At 61.1% G+C, this 18,444-nt stretch carries 17 protein-coding genes; 8 read left to right on the top strand and 9 right to left on the bottom strand.

Features of this window, described 5'->3' with window-relative positions:
* Positions 1-271: 271 nt before the first annotated feature.
* Entirely contained in the window at positions 272-1,477 is a 1,206-nt protein-coding gene (locus OOZ53_RS16865) for a glycosyltransferase family 4 protein (RefSeq protein ID WP_271090835.1), read from the bottom strand.
* A gap of 138 nt (positions 1,478-1,615) precedes the next feature.
* Here OOZ53_RS16865 and OOZ53_RS16870 point away from each other — a divergent pair, with 138 nt between their 5' ends.
* Positions 1,616-3,415 carry a DUF2194 domain-containing protein gene (locus tag OOZ53_RS16870; protein WP_271090836.1) on the top strand — a complete coding sequence of 600 codons (1,800 nt, stop codon included), beginning with the start codon at positions 1,616-1,618 and terminating at the stop codon, positions 3,413-3,415.
* Between the two features lie 53 nt (positions 3,416-3,468).
* On the opposite strand, the gene OOZ53_RS16875 is transcribed toward OOZ53_RS16870, so the two are convergent.
* Entirely contained in the window at positions 3,469-4,734 is a 1,266-nt protein-coding gene (locus OOZ53_RS16875; RefSeq protein ID WP_271090837.1) for a hypothetical protein, read from the bottom strand.
* A 299-nt stretch (positions 4,735-5,033) separates the two neighbouring features.
* Entirely contained in the window at positions 5,034-5,231 is a 198-nt protein-coding gene (locus OOZ53_RS16880; RefSeq protein WP_271090838.1) for a response regulator transcription factor, read from the bottom strand.
* Positions 5,232-5,562: 331 nt separating this feature from the next.
* On the opposite strand from OOZ53_RS16880, the gene OOZ53_RS16885 reads away from it, so the two are divergent.
* Positions 5,563-6,174 carry a TetR/AcrR family transcriptional regulator gene (locus tag OOZ53_RS16885; RefSeq protein WP_271090839.1) on the top strand — a complete coding sequence of 204 codons (612 nt, stop codon included), beginning with the start codon at positions 5,563-5,565 and terminating at the stop codon, positions 6,172-6,174.
* A 73-nt stretch (positions 6,175-6,247) separates the two neighbouring features.
* On the opposite strand, the gene OOZ53_RS16890 is transcribed toward OOZ53_RS16885, so the two are convergent.
* Positions 6,248-6,883: a hypothetical protein gene (locus OOZ53_RS16890; RefSeq protein ID WP_271090840.1), complete on the bottom strand. Its 636-nt coding sequence runs from the start codon at positions 6,881-6,883 to the stop codon at positions 6,248-6,250.
* Between the two features lie 310 nt (positions 6,884-7,193).
* Between OOZ53_RS16890 and OOZ53_RS16895 the strand changes: the two genes are divergently transcribed.
* Positions 7,194-8,363, top strand: coding sequence for a M20 aminoacylase family protein (locus OOZ53_RS16895; protein WP_271090841.1), 1,170 nt, complete (start codon positions 7,194-7,196; stop codon positions 8,361-8,363).
* Between the two features lie 9 nt (positions 8,364-8,372).
* Here the strand turns inward: OOZ53_RS16895 and OOZ53_RS16900 are convergent, their stop codons facing one another.
* The 3 genes from OOZ53_RS16900 to OOZ53_RS16910 all read right to left on the bottom strand — a co-directional run bounded on the left by OOZ53_RS16900 (position 8,373) and on the right by OOZ53_RS16910 (position 11,593).
* Positions 8,373-9,122, bottom strand: coding sequence for an arginyltransferase (locus OOZ53_RS16900; protein ID WP_271090842.1), 750 nt, complete (start codon positions 9,120-9,122; stop codon positions 8,373-8,375).
* A 39-nt stretch (positions 9,123-9,161) separates the two neighbouring features.
* Positions 9,162-11,003 carry an SLC13 family permease gene (locus tag OOZ53_RS16905; protein WP_271090843.1) on the bottom strand — a complete coding sequence of 614 codons (1,842 nt, stop codon included), beginning with the start codon at positions 11,001-11,003 and terminating at the stop codon, positions 9,162-9,164.
* Positions 11,004-11,155: 152 nt separating this feature from the next.
* On the bottom strand, positions 11,156-11,593 hold the full coding sequence (locus tag OOZ53_RS16910; protein WP_271090875.1) for an RDD family protein: 438 nt from the start codon (positions 11,591-11,593) through the stop codon (positions 11,156-11,158).
* 211 nt (positions 11,594-11,804) lie between these two features.
* Between OOZ53_RS16910 and OOZ53_RS16915 the strand changes: the two genes are divergently transcribed.
* A complete protein-coding gene (locus tag OOZ53_RS16915) occupies positions 11,805-12,509 on the top strand; it encodes a hypothetical protein (RefSeq protein ID WP_271090844.1) in 705 nt (234 codons plus the stop codon).
* Between the two features lie 141 nt (positions 12,510-12,650).
* Here the strand turns inward: OOZ53_RS16915 and hemB are convergent, their stop codons facing one another.
* Positions 12,651-13,685 carry a porphobilinogen synthase gene (gene hemB, locus OOZ53_RS16920; protein WP_425499168.1) on the bottom strand — a complete coding sequence of 345 codons (1,035 nt, stop codon included), beginning with the start codon at positions 13,683-13,685 and terminating at the stop codon, positions 12,651-12,653.
* A 170-nt stretch (positions 13,686-13,855) separates the two neighbouring features.
* Between hemB and OOZ53_RS16925 the strand changes: the two genes are divergently transcribed.
* The 4 genes from OOZ53_RS16925 (at position 13,856) to OOZ53_RS16940 (ending at position 17,151) form a co-directional block, all read left to right on the top strand.
* The gene (locus tag OOZ53_RS16925; protein ID WP_271090845.1) at positions 13,856-14,914 is read left to right on the top strand and encodes an enoyl-CoA hydratase/isomerase family protein; all 1,059 of its coding nucleotides are present in this window, start codon (positions 13,856-13,858) and stop codon (positions 14,912-14,914) included.
* Positions 14,911-15,336, top strand: a complete 426-nt coding sequence (locus OOZ53_RS16930) for a DUF6163 family protein (protein ID WP_271090846.1) — start codon at positions 14,911-14,913, stop codon at positions 15,334-15,336. Before OOZ53_RS16925 ends, OOZ53_RS16930 begins: the two co-directional genes overlap by 4 nt.
* Before the next feature lie 144 nt (positions 15,337-15,480).
* Entirely contained in the window at positions 15,481-15,990 is a 510-nt protein-coding gene (ldtR, locus tag OOZ53_RS16935) for a transcriptional regulator LdtR (RefSeq protein ID WP_271090847.1), read from the top strand.
* Between the two features lie 168 nt (positions 15,991-16,158).
* Positions 16,159-17,151, top strand: coding sequence for an isopenicillin N synthase family dioxygenase (locus OOZ53_RS16940; RefSeq protein ID WP_271090848.1), 993 nt, complete (start codon positions 16,159-16,161; stop codon positions 17,149-17,151).
* Positions 17,152-17,154: 3 nt separating this feature from the next.
* Here OOZ53_RS16940 and OOZ53_RS16945 read toward each other — a convergent pair whose 3' ends face one another.
* Positions 17,155-18,219 (bottom strand): saccharopine dehydrogenase, encoded by a 1,065-nt coding sequence (locus OOZ53_RS16945; protein ID WP_271090849.1) that lies wholly within the window; start codon positions 18,217-18,219, stop codon positions 17,155-17,157.
* Positions 18,220-18,444 lie beyond the last annotated feature (225 nt).

Here is an 18,444-nt window from a genome sequence, read left to right on the forward strand (position 1 = left end):
GCGACGATCTCGCTCCACTTCGACTTGAAGCCCCTGCCTCGTTAGGTTATGCAGAGATGGTATGCCACCAGCCATTTCATTCCGCCCCACACATCCCAATAATCTTAGAAATCACCTACCCACCATCCAATATCTCTGCTCCGTCTTGTACGGCACACCCCACAATTCAAACTCAAGAGAACAAACCCGTGCCGATCAACAACAGATATGTCGGCATTCGCCAAAGCGCCTCTCGTTCGAAAACCGGTTAAGGCACAACACCCAAAAAACCTCAGCCACCATCCTGCTTCAGGCGGTCGAGCAGGCGTGTGACGGCGTTTTCCCGTTTTGACGTTGCGGCAAGGTAGTTCGCATGGGCGGTGCATGCCTGCTTCAGGGACTCCCGCCGCCGGGCGGCCAGCCGCTCTTCGGTGCAGCGCCTGTGCGCCATTTGCCAGAACGGCCACCAGGGCGCGGTCACGTCGCGCCATGACCAGGCCATGACGGCCTGCCGGTTTTCCTGGCCGATTTGCGCGGCCGTTTCGGGGTGCTTGTTGAGTTTTTCGATGGCGTCGGCGAAGCTGGCCGGATCGTGGTCGCGGACAATGAATGCCGATTGACGCGGGCCGAAAACCTCGGGGACGATGCCGACATCGGTCGAGACGACGGGAAGTCCCATGGCCATCGCCTCCAGCACCGGATTGGGCGTGCCCTCGGCCGCCGAGGTGCATGCCAGAAGGTCGATGGAGCGATAGAATTGCGGCATCTCGGCAAAGGGGATCCGCTTGACCTGCGGGTCGGCCAGCGCCAGCTCCACCTGCCAGCCACGATCCTTCAGAACCGCGATGGCCGGCTGCAGCAGCCGGTGGAAGCCCTTGGGGTCGCCGCCGACGGATTCGCCCCAGCGGCTGTTGCCGACCCAGCCGATGCGGATCGCCTGGCCGGGCTCGCGCCGCGCGCCGGCGCCACCCGGGGTAAAGTGGTCGACATCGACGCCATCGGTGATCAGCGCGTCCGGGTCCGGAATGCCGGGCAGCGAAACATAGATATCGTGCAGCCGTTTCGAGCACACGCTGTAACCGTCGATCTGATGGTAGACGCTCGACCGTTCGGCAAGCGCGTCCTCGCTCAGATGCAGGTGGTCGTAGACCGACGTCGTCAGCGCGCAACCGCCGATCATGTCGACGATATCGGGTGGCGTAACGCCCAGCTTGCCGGCCGCGTCGATCAGCGTTTCCGGCCGCAGCAAGGCAAACAGGTCCTCGCGCCAGAAAAGATGCAGCACATCGATGTTCTCGACGACGATCCGCTCATAGATTTGAGCAAGGTCCCGCGTGCCCGGCCGACCCATATAGTGTATCGCGATCGAAAGATGCGCCGGTGCGTAGCGCCTGATGTTCCGGGCGATGTTGTCGAAGGCCCAGTCCGGCTGGTCCGGGCACAGCAGCACGCGCAGCGGCCGGCCGGCGGGATCGGGATTTTGCGGAACGTTTACCATTTCAGCCGGCTTCGATCACGGATGGCCGCGAAGCGTGTTCGCGCCCGGCAATCCGGTTTGTCGTCCATGGTTTCGCGTGCAAGGCAAACGGCCCGTCACCCCTGTTCCAATCCCCCATTTTTTGCGATTATCGGCCCCGTGTTCAAACTCGGGAAAAAAGGCGCGGCTCAGCGCGCCCCGGCGGAACAGGGCGGGTTTGCCGAGCAGCTTGTCCTCATCGTCTGGGATTCGCGCGACGCCTATTCCGAAAAGACCTACCGCAATGCGTGCGCCGCCCTCGAATACGCGCATGTGCGCTGTGCCGGGTTCGACCTGGGAGGCAGCCGCCACGCCCCGTCGCTTTCGGACTATTCGTGCGTGTTTCTTTGCGCCGAAAGGCTCCAGCAATGCAGTTGGCCCCTGTTGCAGGAGCTGCGGCGGCTGGTGTCGTCGGGCGGCGGGCTGGCGGTGCTCTTTCGCGGCTGGAACAGGCACTTGTCCGATATTCTCGGCGTGGATTGCGACGATGAATGGCCGGTCTTCCGGCAAGGCGCGCCGGGCGGCCTGAAATTCGTCAGCGATCTTCTTCCCGCGTTGAACGGGCTTGAGTTGTCCGACGACGACGTGTCCGGGCACACGCCCTATGATTTCGCGCCGGGCGAGGACGCGACGGTCCTTGTCCGGGATTCGGCGGATCGCCCGCTGGCCTGGCTGAGCGCCTTCCAGAAGGGCAGGGCCGTTTTCTGGAACACATCCGTCCTGGCCCACAAGGACATGCGCGGGCTCATCGTCCAGTCGCTCGCGCTGGTTCAGTCGGTATCCGTCACCGCTTCGGTCAATGTCGGCTTGATCCAGGTCGATGACTTTCCGCCGCCCCTGATGTCGGAGCTTCCTGCCGCTTTCGCCGAGGCCAATCCGGGGCTGACGCCAATCGCCTTTTACCGGGATGTCTGGCTTGCGGACATGATCGAACTGGCGCATCGCCACGCGCTTCGCTACAGCTGCTTTGCCATAGACGACTATGACGCCGGCATTGATACGGGGCGGAACGGCGGCCATTCCGATGAAGCCGAAGGCAGGCTCGGCAAAAGGCTGGCTCGCTATTCCGAAAGCCTCGCCGGCGCCGAAGGCGCAATCGCCGAGATCGGTCTGCACGGCCATAACCACACACCGCCGCTGCTGTCCAACTGGAAAACGCGCGATGCGATGCTGGCCGGCTTCAAGGCATGTCGCGCGCAATGGCAGGCCCATGCGGGGCTTGAGCCGCCGGTCAGCTATGTGCCCCCGAACAATGAATATGACCGGGACGGGTTGGAGGCGCTTTGCGCTGCCTTTCCGGAAATCGAAGCCGTGTGCGGCCTTTATACGGCCGGCCGTTTTGAAGCCGGCGGGGATCGCGAGTTCGGGCCGGAGCCCTGGAATCATCGTCTCTTCTGCATCCCGCGCATGAGCAGCGGCTTTGACATGCCGGCCTTCACGCGGTTTCAGGCGATCTCCCAGCTTTTGACGATGGGTGCGTGGACGCATTTTTTCCATCCGGACGACGTGTTCGATGTCGAAGACGATTCCGAGGCGCGCGAAGGGCTGCGCAATGTTGACAACCGCCCGTGGCGCGCCAATCCGGAATGCGGCGAACAGGGGCTCTTCGATCGGTTTTCCGACTGGCTGCATGCGCTCAGGGCGCAGTTTCCGTGGCTCCGGTTCTGCTCCACCCGCGAAGCCTTGGAGCGGTTCAGGGCCTTCCAGGACGCAAGGATGACAGTTCACTTCGGCCCGTCGGGTGTTGCTGCATCGTGCACGGGTCCCTTGCTGGTGCATCTGCGAGTGAACGATCTGCGGCAGGTCAATCCCGTCAGCGTCGAGAACGCGGAAATCGTGCACATATCGAAAGGCGCGGATTTCACGACCTACACGCTGCAGACAAGCGATGCCGGCCCGGTCAAAATCGAACTGATGTGACAGTCCGACGGCGCTGGCCGTCTGCGCCCCGAACTGCCGCGGCGGTTCCGGGCTCAATCGCCATAGGCGGCCACCTCGTCGGAGAGGCCATCGATCATGCGGGTCGGCAGCAGATGCGAACGGAATGTATCGCGGCGGTGCTTGTCCTTGAGTGTCGTCGATGGTCCGAAATAGAGCCGCACGCCGGCGAATGCGCGCGCATATCCGCTGTCGCCGAACGAGCCGTCGGCAAACACCGAAAGCCCGGGCAGGGCCTCGATGCCGGGGCGGTACTCGACGCCCACCCGGCCGAGCAGGTCATGCTGCGGATTGGTCTCCGCGCCGATCGCCAGCATCAGGTCGTCATGGGAGTACCATTCGACATCGAGTCGGCCGAGCACGCCATCGTCGTTCGGCCCGTTGCCGGACTGGTAGCCGACCATGCCCGACACGGTAACGTCCTCGAAATAGCCCTCGGCCTGCCCGGCGATGACCCAGATATCCTGCGTCGAGGTGAACAATGTGTCGGCATTGGAATGCACGTAGCCGCCTGCCACTCCGACCAGGCCGACCTCCGGATCCCTCCAGAAAAAATGTCCCGCTCCGCCGACCACAAGTTCGCCGTCAATGCTGCCGAACACTCCGTCAAAGCGGGCGCCGAACTGGTCGCCCAGCGGTACCACGGCGGCGCCCTCGAGAGCGACGGCGCCGTCGCCGTCCCGCACGCCGCCGAGAATGGCAAGCTCACCGTTCGGAGCGGAGACGGCGGGGTCCTGCGCCCGGGCGGCGGCAACAGAACCCACACCGAAGGTGGCGGCGAGAAACGCCGCATAAAGTCGTTTCCGGGTGCGGTTCAGTTGACCGCGCAGTGTCCGTATCGACTGGTCGTCGACCGGCGTTGTCGCCACCAATGGCCGCCGGTCCCCGACCCGGATGCGCACGACCGGCGCGCTGTCGCCGCCGGTTTCGGCGGCCAGTGCCGCGCTCATCGTGTTCTCAACGCGTTCAATGACGGCGCATCGATCGTATCCGCCGGCCGACAGCCGATCGTCATTGACGACGACAAACAAGGTCGCGGTCCGGCTGTGCCAGAGGAACTGATTTGCAATATCACCGCAGCATTCCCGCGCCGCCAGGGACAGCGACACCAGCGTCCTTGCCCGCGAAAACACGCCGGTCGGATCGTAGACGACGGCGCCTTTGGTGAACGGTGCCAGGAATGACTGGAGCGATTGCGCGCGGGCAAGCGTTCTTGAGCTGTGCCGTTTCACGCAAAACCGGTATCCCTCGATCCGCTCGCGCAAGGTCTTGGCGAGGATGCGCGCCTGCGATCGGGACATTGCGGAGCAGGACGCGTGAACCGTTACACGCGGGCGGCTTGTGCCATTCGGGAATTCAACGCCGGCGAAGAACGGGCGGCCAGGCGTTGCGTTGATTGCGTCCGCTATTTGAGCGGCGAGGTCCCCACCTTTATGCATTCACGTCACCCACCTTGTTCAAACCACGTGCCGATACATTGTCGGGCTGGCACGATTGCCCCGTTTTTACATCACCCCTCGTGCGGCGCGCTATTGTCGAAACCTGCAACGGCCGCCGGATTCCGTTGGATTACCGAAGCCTATCGGGCCGGGTTCCGGCGCTATTCGATCAGGCCCTCTCTGATCGCTGTCGCGACCACATGCGGACGCGTTCGGCACTCCAGCTTCTCTTTCGCCTTGCTGACATGGTGGAGAACCGTGCGTTCCGTGATGCCGATGCGCTTGGCGATCGCCGAATCCGTCAGGCCCTCCGCCGCGAGTCGCAGCACTTCGATTTCCCGGTCCGTCAGATGTCCCACCTGTGCCCCCAATACCGGGTGTCCCAGTCCCGATGGCTGCGGGTATTACATCAAGGAATGCAACTGCTTTCAATGCCGCAAGCAAATTTTCTATTTGAAAATAAGTGTGGATTGGCGTTATCTGGTCGCAAAGAGCAGTCTTTGGAATAATTGTTTAAAAACAGGGTGTTTTCGGCGTGATCTTACAAATCGCCTTGTGCGTCGGCGAGCATGAAAATGCGGAGCGCGGGAAATGCCGTTTTCGATTCGAAAAGCCATTTGCCATTTCGGCAAGCCGGTGCTGAAAATAAGCCGGACTCGGAAATGGGGGCACCACGGAGAGGAGTGACGCATGGCAAGGGAAATTGGCGACATCCGGCGCGATGAGATTGTCGAGGCCGCTTATGCCGCGGTTGAAGAACACGGCGTGCAGATGCCGAGCTTCGATCACATCGCCCGCGCCGGCAACATGTCGCGGCAGCTGGTGCGCCATTACTTCTCCGATCCCGAGGAACTTGCCGATCGCCTGTGTGACGCGCTGGCCGCAGCCTACAAGGACTGCCTGATGAAGGGGATCATCATGGCCGACGACAGCAGAAGGCTGACGGTGTTCCTCGATTTCTACTTCAATTTCCTCTCAGAAAAGGGGCTGCCCAAACCCGCCGACGATGTCGTCTACGACGCCATGTTTGCCCTGGCCTCGACAAGCGAGAAAATACGCAACAATCTCAAGGCGCAATACACGCTATTGCAGATGACGCTCGCTCATGAGATCCAGATCAGCCACCCGGAACTCAGGCAGTCCGATTGCGCGGAGCTCGGTTATCTGATCGTCATTGTCATGTACGGACACTGGAAGATGGTCGCTTCTCTCGGTTTTGACGAGGCGTATAACCAGGTCTCCCGGCTGGCGCTGGACCGGCTTATCGCGTCATACGTAAAGGACCGCGAGGCATCGGAATAAGGGCGCGGTACAGCAACCATCGTGTGTCAGGCGGCTGGACCCGGGACAGGCAGCGGATGGTATAACGCTGCCGCTACCCGGTTTTCATATAGCTGGCCCGGCAAAGCTTGGCCGATGTCAGGATGTGGAAGATGGACCAGCAGCAGATACCGATGAATTTTGCTCCATCCTCCAGGACAAAATGAAGGTTGCTGGTGCTTGGGTGCGCGACATCGACGACAAGGCTCAAAAACAGAAAGCCCAGGCCGAAGGCAAAGAGCACAACATCCGATGACAGGATAACGCGCCAGCACCGCAACAAATAGGCGACGGCGAATCCGGCGATCGCAAGAAGCACTGCATTCTGGGGAATCCCGATTTTCGGCGCTATGTTCTCATGGAAAAGAAAGGCGTCATCGAGCGCCAGCCATGCCGTCAGCAGCCCTGCGAAGAGCGCAAACTCGAAGGCCTTTCGGTCGGTTTGCGTCGTAAAGAGAATATAGGCGGCGAACAGGCAGGTTGCCGCCGTTATGAACCAGAGGAACACGCCCAGATTGGAAATGATGCCCAGATAGGTCTGACAGCAATTGTCTGTCACCGTCGCCGCGACAAGCGGATCAAGAAAGAGCAGCTTTGCTGGCACGAGCGGCTGAACATAGGCCGCGAGCGCTATCGCCGCCGGAACCAATACGACGACGAAGTGCAGCCAGTTCACTGATAAAGCACGCATAATGAGCTCATTTTTATTGTCTGGAACAGTCAAGGTTACCCGTGCCTTCGAAAGATTGTCTTACGATTCCGGGATCCGTTGCCGCTTTTTTTCAGCATGGTTATCCCGGTGCTAATGCATCGAGACGCCAATCAACGAATTTTAACCCCGTGCCGCCAGTTCGCGGCGATGCCGTTCTCGGGCTTTCGGTTGCCGCGATTGGTCGCGCAAGGATCAATGAGGGTTTGCAAATGCCGGTTCGCCATGCAGTATCGCGATGATTCCACCCGGTAGTCGCGTGAGCGACAATTGAAAACGAGAGAGCAAGCCCGTGCCGATCAAGAACAGATATGCCGAAATGCTGGACGAGATCACCGGCTGGCGGCGTGATTTTCATGCCCACCCGGAGTTGCTGTTCGAGGTGCACCGCACCGCAGGCAAGGTCGCCGAAATGCTGCGCGGCTTCGGCTGTGACGAGGTCGTCGAGGGGATCGGGCGGACCGGCGTCGTCGGCGTCATCAAGGGCAGGACGAATGACAACGGCAGGGTGATCGGCCTGCGCGCCGACATGGATGCGTTGCCCATCAACGAGGCGACGGACCTCGAATACGCCTCCAATACGCCCGGAATGATGCATGCCTGCGGCCATGACGGGCATACGGCGATGCTGCTGGGGGCGGCGAAATATCTTTCCGAGACGCGCAATTTCGACGGCACGGCCATCGTGGTCTTCCAGCCGGCGGAGGAGGGCGGCGCGGGCGGCCTCGAAATGTGCCGCGACGGGCTGATGGACCGCTTCGGCATCCAGGAGATTTACGGCCTGCACAATGCGCCGGGCCTGCCGGTGGGCCATTTCGCGATCCGGCCGGGTGCGCTGCTGGCCTCGTCCGATGAGTTCGAGATCGTGGTCACGGGCAAGGGCGGCCATGCGGCCGAGCCGCACAAATCCGTCGACACCACGCTGGTCGCCGCGCAGATCCTGATTTCCCTGCAGACGATCGTGTCGCGCAATATCGACCCGCTGCACCGCGTGGTCGTCACCGTCGGCGCGTTCCAGACCGACAGCGAGGCAAGCAACGTCATCGCCAACCAGGTCAGAATGGCGGGAACGGTCCGCACGCTGGACGCGGAAAACCGCGCATTCGCCGAACAGCGCATCCGCGAAGTTGCCGAGGGAACGGCCTCGGCCATGGGCGCGAGCGTCGAGATCAAATGGGAGCGCGGCTACCCGGTCACCATGAACACACCGGAGAACACCGTCTTTGCGGCGGATGTCGCACGCTCGATCACCGGCAATGTGATCGACAATGTCGATCCGATCATGCCGGCCGAGGATTTCAGCTACATGCTGGAAGAACGGCCCGGGGCCTATATATTCGTCGGCAACGGCGACAGCGCCGTGTGTCATCACCCCGAATACAATTTCAACGACGAGGCCATCCCCTTCGGGTCGAGCTGGTTGTCCGGGATGATCGAGGCCCGCATGCCGGTCGCGGAGTGACCGGGACTGCTATCCCTCGAACCGCTCCCACCCACCGGCCATGAGGTGCTCCTGCGGCAGGAAGCGGGTCTTGTAGTCCATCTTGCGCGAGCCGTTGACCCAGTAGCCGAGATAGACATGGGGCAGGCCGCGGTCCTGGGCGCGGCGGATATGATCGAGGATCATGTAGCTACCAAGCGAGCGGTCGGAATAGTCCGGGTCGAAGAAAGAGTAGACCATCGAGAGCCCGTCGCCCATCAGGTCGCTGAGCGCCACGGCAATCAGCCGGCCACGCCCGTCATCGTCCTTGCCGATGCTGTCGCCGGCGAGCCGGTACTCGATAATGCGCGTCGGCACATGGGTGTCCTCGACCATCATCGCATAGTCGAGCACGGTCATGTCCGACATGCCGCCTTCCTGGTGGCGCGCGTCGAGATAGCCGCGGAAGAGGGAATATTGCTCGCTGGACGGCTCGGCCGGAAACTCCGTTGCGACAACATCCTTGTTGCGCACCAGGATACGCTTCATCGAGCGGTTCGGCTTGTATTCGCCGGCCAGGATGCGTACCGAAATGCAGGCCCGGCAGCTCTCACAGGCCGGCCGGTAGGCGATGTTCTGCGAGCGGCGGAAGCCGCCCTGTGTCAAAAGGTCGTTCAAGTCCGCCGCCTTGTCGCCCACCAGATGGGTGAACACTTTCCGCTCGAACTGCCCTTCAAGATAAGGGCACGGGGAGGGGGCCGTCAGGAAGAACTGCGGAGACTGGACGGGCTGGTTCATCATCGATCGGTGCGTGATTCCTTTTGCACAGGCTGGCGGGAATTATAGTCCATAATACCACGGCGCAATAAAGGAAAATGTCAACCAGATGATCACAACAAGGGGAAGGCCGGCTTTCAGATAGTCGCGGAAGCTGTAGTGGCCGGGGCCCATGACAAGCAGGTTCGTCTGGTAGCCGATGGGCGTGGCGAAACTGGCATTGGCGGCAAAGATCACAGCCGCGATAAAGGCCTCCTGTGGCGCGCCGAGACGCGTTGCGATGCCGAGCGCGATGGGAATGAACAGCACCGCCGTCGCGTTGTTGCTGAGAATATTGGTGACGACCGCCATCACCACGAAGAGCACCGACAGCACCACCGGCACGGGCGCGCCCCGCAGCGCCATGACGGTGGCTTCGGCGATCAGCGCGGCGCCGCCCGTCGCCTGCAGCGCCGTCGCCAGCGCGATCGACGATCCGACGAGCAGGAAGACCTGCCGGTCGAAGGCGCGCGCCGCCTGGTAGATGGTCAGGCACCCGAAGGCGAGCATCAGCGCGGCGCCCGTTATGGCGCTGACGACAATGGGCAGGATGTTGAAGGCCGAGAACACGATGATGGCAAGGAAGATCGAGATGGCGATCATCGCCTTGCGGCTCTGCGGCACCGGTTCGGCGGAATGTTCGAGGAGCAGAAGATCGTGGTCGCCGCGCAACTGCATGATCTGCTCGTAATTGCCGCCGAGCAGCAGCGTGTCGCCCGGCTCCAGCCGGATCTCCGACAGCGGCATGCGCGCCATGCGGCTCTTGCGCTGTACGCCGAAGACGGAAACGCCGTGGCGGGCGCGGATGCCGGATAGCTGGATGGTGCGCCCGGCAAAGCGCGAGCCCGGCGCGACCACGGCTTCGACGAGATGATAGTCGGGGCCGGGGCGTTGCCGGTCGTCGCCGGCTTCCTCGCGCTCGCCGCCGCTTTCGGCCGTCTCGTCAGGCTCGGCTACGGCGCTGCCCAGCGCCAGCGCCCGCGAGAAAGCGCGCCGCGTACCGGTGACCACCAGCGTATCGCCAGCCGAGATGGTGATGTCTTCAAAGGGCGGCAGGATCGGCACGTCCCGACGGTGCATCAGCCGTGGCGTCAGGTCGATAATGCCCGGAAACATGCCGGCTTTCGACTTGATGCCGATATAGGGATGGCCGGCGCCAACCGGAATTTCACCGATGAACTGCGCGCCCTGTGCCGTATTATCCCGCGTCATGACGGAGGGCCGCTCGCGCATCATCGATGGCATCACAAAGAGCACGTATAGCCCGCCGACGAGGGCGAGGATCGAGCCCATGCCGGTCAGATCAAAGAAATTGACCGTGACGCCGTAATCCTGCGCGACGCCAGCCGCGATCAAGTTGGTCGAGGAGCCGAGCAGCGTCGTCATGCCGCCGAGGATGCACATGAAGGAGAGCGGCATGAACGCCCGAAAACCCGGATAGTTGCGCTGCGCCGCGATCACCGTGAGGATCGGAATGAAGATGACGACGACCGGCGTGTTGTTCAGAAAGGCGCTCAAAATGCCCGCCGCGATGACGACGAGGAAGATGGCGCGCCGTCCGCTGGTCCCGCCGAGGCGACCGATATTGCGCGCCGGCTCGTCCACCGCATCGGTCGCGAAGAGGCCTTGGCCAACGATCAGCAGCGCGATCACGGTGGCGAGCGCCGGGTCGGAAAAGCCGGCAAGCAGCCGTCCCGGAGTCAGCTCCGCGCCGCTTCCGCTCGCATAGGGAAAAAGGCCGAAAAAGATGAGCAGGACGGAAAGGCTTCCAAGCGAAACCGCTTCCATCGAAAATCGTTCAGAGGCATAGGCGATGATCGTCGCACCAATGATGACGAAGGTCGCCCACAGATGGAAATCCTGCATGCCCTGCCTTTGGTTTTCTGCGCCGGGCTGGGATTCTATCCGTCGGGCTGCCGCGATCAAAGCGGCATATTGCCTTTATGCGTGTAATTTTGGCGGGGCTTTGCCGAAGATGCGCCTGTGCCGGAAAAGCGTTCTAACGGGGCAATGCGGCCTCAGATATCGTCTCGGATCACATACACACCCAGAAGCAGGTCGTGCAGAAGCTGCTTGCGCGGCGTGAACAGGCAGATCAGCAGGATCGGGATGAAGACGACGTTGCCGATCCAGAACAGCACCGCGTGCACCATGGCAAGCATCGGATCGACCAGCTGCCCATCGGTGCGCACCATATGGACGCCCATGATCTGCATGCCGGGCGTTGCCTGCCGGATGCCGCCCATCGTGAAGCCGACATAGGGCAGGGCGACGACGGCGAAAAGCACGGAATAAAGCATCCAGCCAAGGCCGAAGCTGAAAACACCGATGAAAAAGATCAGGATGGCGACGGGAATGCAGAGCACCAGCACCAGCGCGTAGTCGATGAAGAAAGCCAGAATGCGCCGCGAGCGCACGCCCGAATAGAGCTTCCAGGAATCGTGGCTGTCTTCCATTTCCTTCACCTTAAAGATCCGATTGAAGCCCCGTTGGCCCGCATTGGATTCAGCTTTGAGTTGACGCGATACTAGAATGACTAAAGCAGATTCAGGCCGGTTTATCACGCCTGTTTGCAATATGGTCTGTGGACCGATCGCGCTTCTTTTCGTGTACCATCACCGGTTATATCGGTATCGTCGATGCCACATGCAACAAGGGGACCGCGCGATGAACATGCGGATAAATCTGGCTCGGTCATCGAGCCTCTATGATATCGACCCGGAGGTTATTCCGGCATCGCTTCGATCCGATATTCTGGACTGTATCCGCGCGCAAAAGAATGCCGCAAAAGAAGAGATGGAGCGTTTTGAGCCTGCCGCCGATGCCGCCGAGCACGTATCGCGTGCGGCACTTGAGAGCATCCTCAAAACCGGCCGCGACGTACACGGCATCGCCAGCGAAAGCGAAATCTCGAATGTCATCCACTTCAGTGCCAGTCACATTGAGGGCTCGGTACATGACAAGACGGTCAAACGTCTGCGCAGTCATGTGGATGACCAGATGGGCGGTCTTTTGAAGACACTGTTCAAATCGGGCCACAAAATGAAAGCCCGGACCAGCGGACATTTCTGGTATCCACCAGGATCTTTCATGTCCTGGCACACGAACAGCAAGGCGCCCGGATGGCGTGTCTATATAAATTATGCAGAGACGGAAGGTGATTCCTTTTTTCGCTACTTCCAGCAGGACACGGGTGAAGTTGTCACGCTTGAAGACCGGCATTGGAACCTGCGCGTGTTCCCGGTCAGCCAGAAAACGCCGTTTTGGCATTGCGTCCATTCCCAGACACACCGTTTCAGCCTCGGATACTTGTTGGTGGATTACTCCCTGATACCGCGATTGAAGCGCAACGTTCGGCGAATGTTCACTTGACCTCACCCTGCTCCAAAAAGCGGCGCCCGCGGCAGTTGGGGGCCGCGGGCGTTGGGGGAGGTCTTGCGTATTGGGTGTTTGGTAAAACTTGAGGTGGGGATTGCTTCGCGCCCGTTCAAGGGCTTGCTGTGAATTTGCCGTTCATGGTCGGCGCAGCAGCTTCGCCGCTTCCAGCGCGAAATAGGTCAGGATCCCGTCGCAGCCGGCGCGTTTGAAGGCAAGCAGGCTTTCCATCATGGTGCGTTCGCCGTCGAGCCAGCCATTATGCGCCGCCGCCTTGATCATCGAATATTCGCCCGACACCTGGTAGGCGAGGGTCGGCATGCCGAAGGTCTCTTTCAACCGCCAGACAATGTCGAGATAGGGAAGGCCGGGCTTGACCATCAGCATGTCGGCGCCTTCCTCGACATCGAGCGCCGCGTCGCGCACCGCCTCGTCCGTGTTGGCCGGATCGATATAGTAGCTGCGCTTGTCGCCTTTCAGCAGGTCCTGCGTGCCGATCGCCTCACGATAGGGCCCGTAAAAGGCCGAGGCGTATTTGGTGGCGTAGGAGATGATGCCGACATCGCTGAAGCCGGCCTCGTTGAGCGCGTCGCGGATGGCGCCGATCCGTCCGTCCATCATGTCGGATGGTGCGATCATGTCGGCGCCTGCCTCGGCCTGTAGCACGGCCGCCTGCGCCAGTTGCGCCACGGTCTCGTCGTTGACGATCACGCCATCGCGCAAGATGCCGTCATGGCCGTGGCTGGTGAACGGATCGAGCGCCACGTCCGTGATGACCCCGATCTGAGGCACCGCCTTCTTGATTGCCCGCGTTGCCTCATTGATCAGATTATCAGCAGACAGCACGTTGGAGCCGGTCTCGTCACGCAGCGCGATATCGATGTTCGGGAAGGTGGCGATTGCCGGAATGCCGAGCTCGGCTGCCTCTTCCGCCTGTTTGGCGGCAAGGTCCGGCGTGACGCGCTGAACGCCCGGCATCGCCGCGATGTCCTCTCTGCGGTTTTCTCCCGGAATGAGGAAAATCGGCCAGATCAGGTCGTCGACGGTGAGCGTGTTCTCGCGCACCAGGCGCTGGCTCCAGTCGAATCGCCGGTTGCGGCGCATGCGGCGATTGCCGGTAATTTCGTCAACGGTCCTGCCTGTCAGCACGGATTTGTCGATGCGACGGTTCATTTTTCCAACGCCTGTCACTGCCTCGATAATGCGCAGAACACTTATCACGCTGGCGCGCGGCTTTCAAAGCCGCCGATCACCCGGCGGCGCGTCATGTGCGAAACTGTCCACGCCATTGACCAATGGCAAGGCTCTGCTTAGAGCATAGGAAATCGCAACCGGGGGAATAGATGAGTTTTGGCGGCGAAGGCGATATTGAATTCGAGGTGCGGGGAAGTGCCGGCGTCATAACCATGACGCGTCCCAAGGCCCTCAACGCCATCAACGACCGCATGGTGCTTGCCATCGATGCGGCGCTTGACGCCTGGCAGTCGGATGCGCGCGTCCGCCACATCGTGCTGAAGGGCGAGGGACGTGCCTTCAGCGCCGGTGGCGACCTGCTGGCCCTCTACGAGATGGCGAAATCCGGTCACCCCCACTACGACTTCTTTCGCGACGAGTACGCGCTCAATGCCCGCCTGGGCAATTTCGAAAAACCGATCGTCGCGCTGATCAATGGCATTATCATGGGCGGTGGGGTTGGCGTCGCAGTTCACGGCCGCTACCGGGTGATGAGCGAGAACGCGGTCTTTGCCATGCCGGAAGTCGGCATAGGCTTTTTCCCCGATGTCGGCGGCAGCCATTTCCTGCCGCGCCTGCCAAACAATTTCGGCATGTATCTGGCCTTGACCGGCTCGCGCATCCGGGTCGGCGACGCGCTTGCCTGCGGCATCGCCACCCATGGCGTGGCGGCGGACAATCTGGGTGACCTTGAAGAGGCGTTATGCGCTTCCGAAGATGCGGCCGCGGTGCTCGACCGCTTCGACGAGCGGGGTGCACTGCCGCCAGCAAAACTTGATCATGAAGCGATCGGCCGGCTGTTTTCAGCGAACTCGATCGCCGGCATCATCGCCGATCTCGAGGCGGCAAAGGACGGCAGCGAGCTTGCAAACGCTGCGCTCGAGGCCATGCGGACAAAATCTCCGACAAGCATGTCGGTGGCCTTTCGCCAGCTTCAGGAGGGAAAGAAGCTCAACCTCGCCGATTGCATGCGCATGGAATTCCGAATTCTTGTGCGCATGCTGCGCGGCCATGAATTCGTCGAAGGCATCCGTGCCGTCATCGTGGACAAGAGCAACGATCCGACATGGCATCCGGCGTCGCTGGACGAGGTCACTGCCGAGGCCGTCGACGCCTATTTTCAGCCGCTCGGTGATGATGAGCTGACCGCGTTTGCGGGCAAGACATGAGCGACATGCGCGAACACGGCGCTCCGCATCAGACGACACTGGAGCTGGCCTTCGATGTTTTCCATCGGATTATCGCGATCGTTTGCCTGATCGCAGGTCTGCGCTATTGGGCGCTGCTGATCGGCATCGCCGACGCCGGTGCCTGGCGTTTCGATTTGCTGCCGGTGCACTGGAAGATCGCCGCCGCGAGCCTGGCGGTGCTGTGGCCCGTGGCCGGCATCGGATTGTGGATGGTTGTCTCCTGGGGTCCGGTGGTCTGGCTGGTGGCCGCCGCCACGGAGATTATCATGCACGGGTTCTTCTCAGATCTGTATGGAAGCAACTGGCTTCTCATTGCCGCTCATGTCGCGGTGGTGCTGCTTTATTCCGGCTTTCGCGTGGCGATATACTTTGCCCGGCGCGTGGACGAGCAGACCGAGTAACCAAAGATTCACTTTGAATCCGCGTTTATTCGGGTAACCTATTATTAATATTGCATTTTAAGTCCAATTTTAGACGTATTCGATAGTGTGTGCCTCAAGGTGGCGCAAAAAAGCCACCACAACTGACAGTGATGAGGCATAGTGATGGAAAATAGTTTGCGCGCGGAGTCCGCTCCGCCGGAACAGGACAAGGATGCACTGCGTTCTTTGTATATGGAGTGTCTGCAACTGGTGGAACGGTTGCATCGCCGGCTGCTGGACGTCATCAAGGATGAGTTCGACCGCAATGGCAGAAGCGATATCAACGCCATTCAGGCACTTCTGTTGTTCAATATCGGCAATGCGGAGCTGACGGCTGGCGAACTGCGTTCGCGCGGCTACTATCTCGGCTCCAACGTGTCCTACAACCTCAAGAAGCTGGTCGATCTCGGCTTCATCAACCATCAGCGCTCGCGCGTTGACCGCCGTTCGGTCCGCATCAGCCTGACGGAAAAGGGCAATGAGGTTGCCGACATCGTCGCACGCCTTTACGAGCGGCATATCGGCTCGATCGAGCAGGTCGGCGGCATCGACGTTGCCGAGTTCCAGCACATGAACAAGGCGCTGCAGCGTCTCGACCGCTTCTGGAACGACCAGATTCTCTATCGCCTGTAAGTTCCGCGAGGAACTTGCCGCGCATAGTCAGCGTACCGTCGGCATATTCCGTGCCGGCGGTCGCTTTGTTTTGGTGTCCGATAATCTTACGCAACCATCCACATCGCAGATTGACGCCTTGTGCCCATTGTGTTCGGCTAAGCGCTTCACGGGGAGGCGGGCATAGCCATGAATGCAGATTTTCCGGTTTTCGATCTCGGTGCGTTTGAGGACGCGGACCCGGCCATAAAAGCCGAACAGGGCCGGCAGGTGGACCGGATATGCCGCGAGACCGGTTTCCTGGCGGTTACCAATCATGGCGTGCCGGCACAGGTGATCGAGAGTGTCTGGCAGGCGGCGCAGGAATTTTTCGATCTGCCGGCGGATGTCAAACAGCGTGCCAAGGCACCCTATGACGGCTATCCCTATGGGTATCTCGGGCCTGAACTTGAGGCGCTTGCCAAGTCGCGCGGCGTCGATACGCCGCCCGATCTCAAGGAAAGCTTCAACGGCGGTCCGGCATCCGCGCCGCCGGGGATGGACGATCCCGAAGCGCTTGAATTCTGTTATGCCAAGACCATCTGGCCGGACGCGCCTGCCGGTTTTGTCGAAGCCTGGAGGACCTATTACGGTTCCATGGAAGCACTGGCGGCGCGGGTCATGCGTGTCTTTGCCGTTGCGCTGGAACTGCCGGAAAACCATTTCGAAGCCTTCATCGATGCGCCCATCAGCGCGCTGCGGGCGCTGAACTATCCGCGGCAGACATCCGCGCCCCGGCCCGGACAGCTCCGCGCCGGCGCGCATACCGATTATGGCAGCCTGACCATCCTTCTGCCGCAGGAAGGTTCGCGCGGACTGGAGATCATGGCGCCGGACGGAAACTGGCTGAGCGTGCCGCCGGTTCCCGGCGCCTTCGTGATCAATATCGGCGATCTCATGGCCCGCTGGACCAATGACCGCTGGGTCTCGACCCTGCACCGCGTGGTCAACCCGCCGCCGGAAGAGGGCGGCATGGAGCGGCGTCAGAGCCTGGCTTTCTTCCACCAGCCAAACTGGCATGCCCGTATCGAGTGCCTGCCGTCATGCCTGCCGGCGGGCAAGACGCCGAAATACGAACCGGTGTTGTCCGGGCCTTATCTGATGGCCAAATTCCGGGCGACGACCGTTCCGGCGGCCTCATAGTCGTTATTCGGCAGCCAGCCGCAATTTCTCCTCGAAAACGGACTTGGCGGCCTGCCATTCCTCGCCGTCGTCGAAACGCTTGAGCACGGGGGCGAACTGGCTGGAGAAATCCTCCGAGGCTTCGAGCGGCACCAGCGAGGGCAGATTGTCGATGGCCGTCAGTTCAACGGTCCGGCCGAGACCATTATGGCCGATTTCGATGAACGGGCGGTCCAAGCTCGTCGGCGCATCATAGACCGGCAGCGGATTATAGTCGCTCAGCGGATCGCATGAGACATCCGAGATTGTCGCAATCGCCGTTCCGGGTTTGTCAAGATTCGATCTGTTGAGCAGCAGCAGGCCTGGCCCCGTCATCAGCACGCAATTGACCAGCAGCTCGTGCGAGAGCAGGCATGCGCGGTCGAGATCGGCCGTTTCTTCCATGTCCCATTCCGTGACCACGCAGCCGATTGATTTCAAGGCGTCCGTGGCGCCGGTTCCGGAGCGGCCTTTTGCGCCGACGACAAGGCAGCGGGGCAGGGCATCTGTCACCGCCGCCAGCTTCTCGATTTCTGCGACCACGGCGTCGCGTCCCGCAAAACTCTGCAGCGGCAGCGCCGGCTCGGCGCGGCCCTGTTCGCGGACGAGATGCCGCCAAAGGGCGAGTGCCGCTCCCATCCAGCCGGCCCAATAGCCGAAGGCAGCAGCGCGCCGGCCCTGGCTGTCGACGAGGAATTCGATGTCGTAAAGCGTGCCGCCGCCCCGGCGAAAGCGTTCAATCTCGTCGCGCCAGCCGAACTGGTCCTTGAAGATATGCGCGAAGTGGATCATCGGATTGGCCAGCGCAGGCGGCTTTGGCGGCAACTCCTTCAGGCCGAGGATGATGGTTTCGGGCGTTGCGGAGACCCAGCTTCCGGCTGCGACGATTTCGCAGCCCGCATGCCGGTAGTCCGAATCGGCAAATATGCGCTTGGTGCTTTGTTCCACCGATATGGACCACCCGGAGCGGACCAGTCCCTCGGCGTCGGAAGGCGTGATCGGCGTTCTTCGCTCGCTCGCGCGCGCTTCATCGCGCAAATGCAGGTGCATATTCAGCTCCGCTGTCCTATATCAGGCCTCAAGGGCCGCTTTGGCAGCCCGCGAAGCAGGCTGTATGGCGCATGGCGAACAGAATGTTAACCTTGAATTGGCCATATTGATGTGAAAATCGACGCTTGGAGATGCATAACAATTCAGCCGATCCAAAGGGGTTTTTGGGGACTCGCAAAAACGTGACAACCGCTTAAGGATCTGGCTGTTATAGTTGTGTTTCAA

Source organism: Allohoeflea poritis, assembly GCF_027889715.1.
In the GTDB taxonomy this organism is placed as follows: Bacteria; Pseudomonadota; Alphaproteobacteria; order Rhizobiales; family Rhizobiaceae; genus Hoeflea_A; species Hoeflea_A poritis.

Excerpts from the sequence above, each read along its gene's own strand:
- OOZ53_RS16865 (WP_271090835.1), bottom strand. The coding sequence starts at position 1,477 with ATGGTAAACGTTCCGCAAAATCCCGATCCCGCCGGCCGGCCGCTGCGC.
- OOZ53_RS16875 (WP_271090837.1), bottom strand. The coding sequence starts at position 4,734 with ATGTCCCGATCGCAGGCGCGCATCCTCGCCAAGACCTTGCGCGAGCGG.
- OOZ53_RS16885 (WP_271090839.1), top strand. The coding sequence starts at position 5,563 with ATGGCAAGGGAAATTGGCGACATCCGGCGCGATGAGATTGTCGAGGCC.
- OOZ53_RS16890 (WP_271090840.1), bottom strand. The coding sequence starts at position 6,883 with ATGCGTGCTTTATCAGTGAACTGGCTGCACTTCGTCGTCGTATTGGTT.
- OOZ53_RS16900 (WP_271090842.1), bottom strand. The coding sequence starts at position 9,122 with ATGATGAACCAGCCCGTCCAGTCTCCGCAGTTCTTCCTGACGGCCCCC.
- OOZ53_RS16905 (WP_271090843.1), bottom strand. The coding sequence starts at position 11,003 with ATGCAGGATTTCCATCTGTGGGCGACCTTCGTCATCATTGGTGCGACG.
- OOZ53_RS16910 (WP_271090875.1), bottom strand. The coding sequence starts at position 11,593 with ATGGAAGACAGCCACGATTCCTGGAAGCTCTATTCGGGCGTGCGCTCG.
- OOZ53_RS16915 (WP_271090844.1), top strand. The coding sequence starts at position 11,805 with ATGAACATGCGGATAAATCTGGCTCGGTCATCGAGCCTCTATGATATC.
- hemB (WP_425499168.1), bottom strand. The coding sequence starts at position 13,685 with ATGAACCGTCGCATCGACAAATCCGTGCTGACAGGCAGGACCGTTGAC.
- OOZ53_RS16925 (WP_271090845.1), top strand. The coding sequence starts at position 13,856 with ATGAGTTTTGGCGGCGAAGGCGATATTGAATTCGAGGTGCGGGGAAGT.
- OOZ53_RS16930 (WP_271090846.1), top strand. The coding sequence starts at position 14,911 with ATGAGCGACATGCGCGAACACGGCGCTCCGCATCAGACGACACTGGAG.
- ldtR (WP_271090847.1), top strand. The coding sequence starts at position 15,481 with ATGGAAAATAGTTTGCGCGCGGAGTCCGCTCCGCCGGAACAGGACAAG.
- OOZ53_RS16940 (WP_271090848.1), top strand. The coding sequence starts at position 16,159 with ATGAATGCAGATTTTCCGGTTTTCGATCTCGGTGCGTTTGAGGACGCG.
- OOZ53_RS16945 (WP_271090849.1), bottom strand. The coding sequence starts at position 18,219 with ATGCACCTGCATTTGCGCGATGAAGCGCGCGCGAGCGAGCGAAGAACG.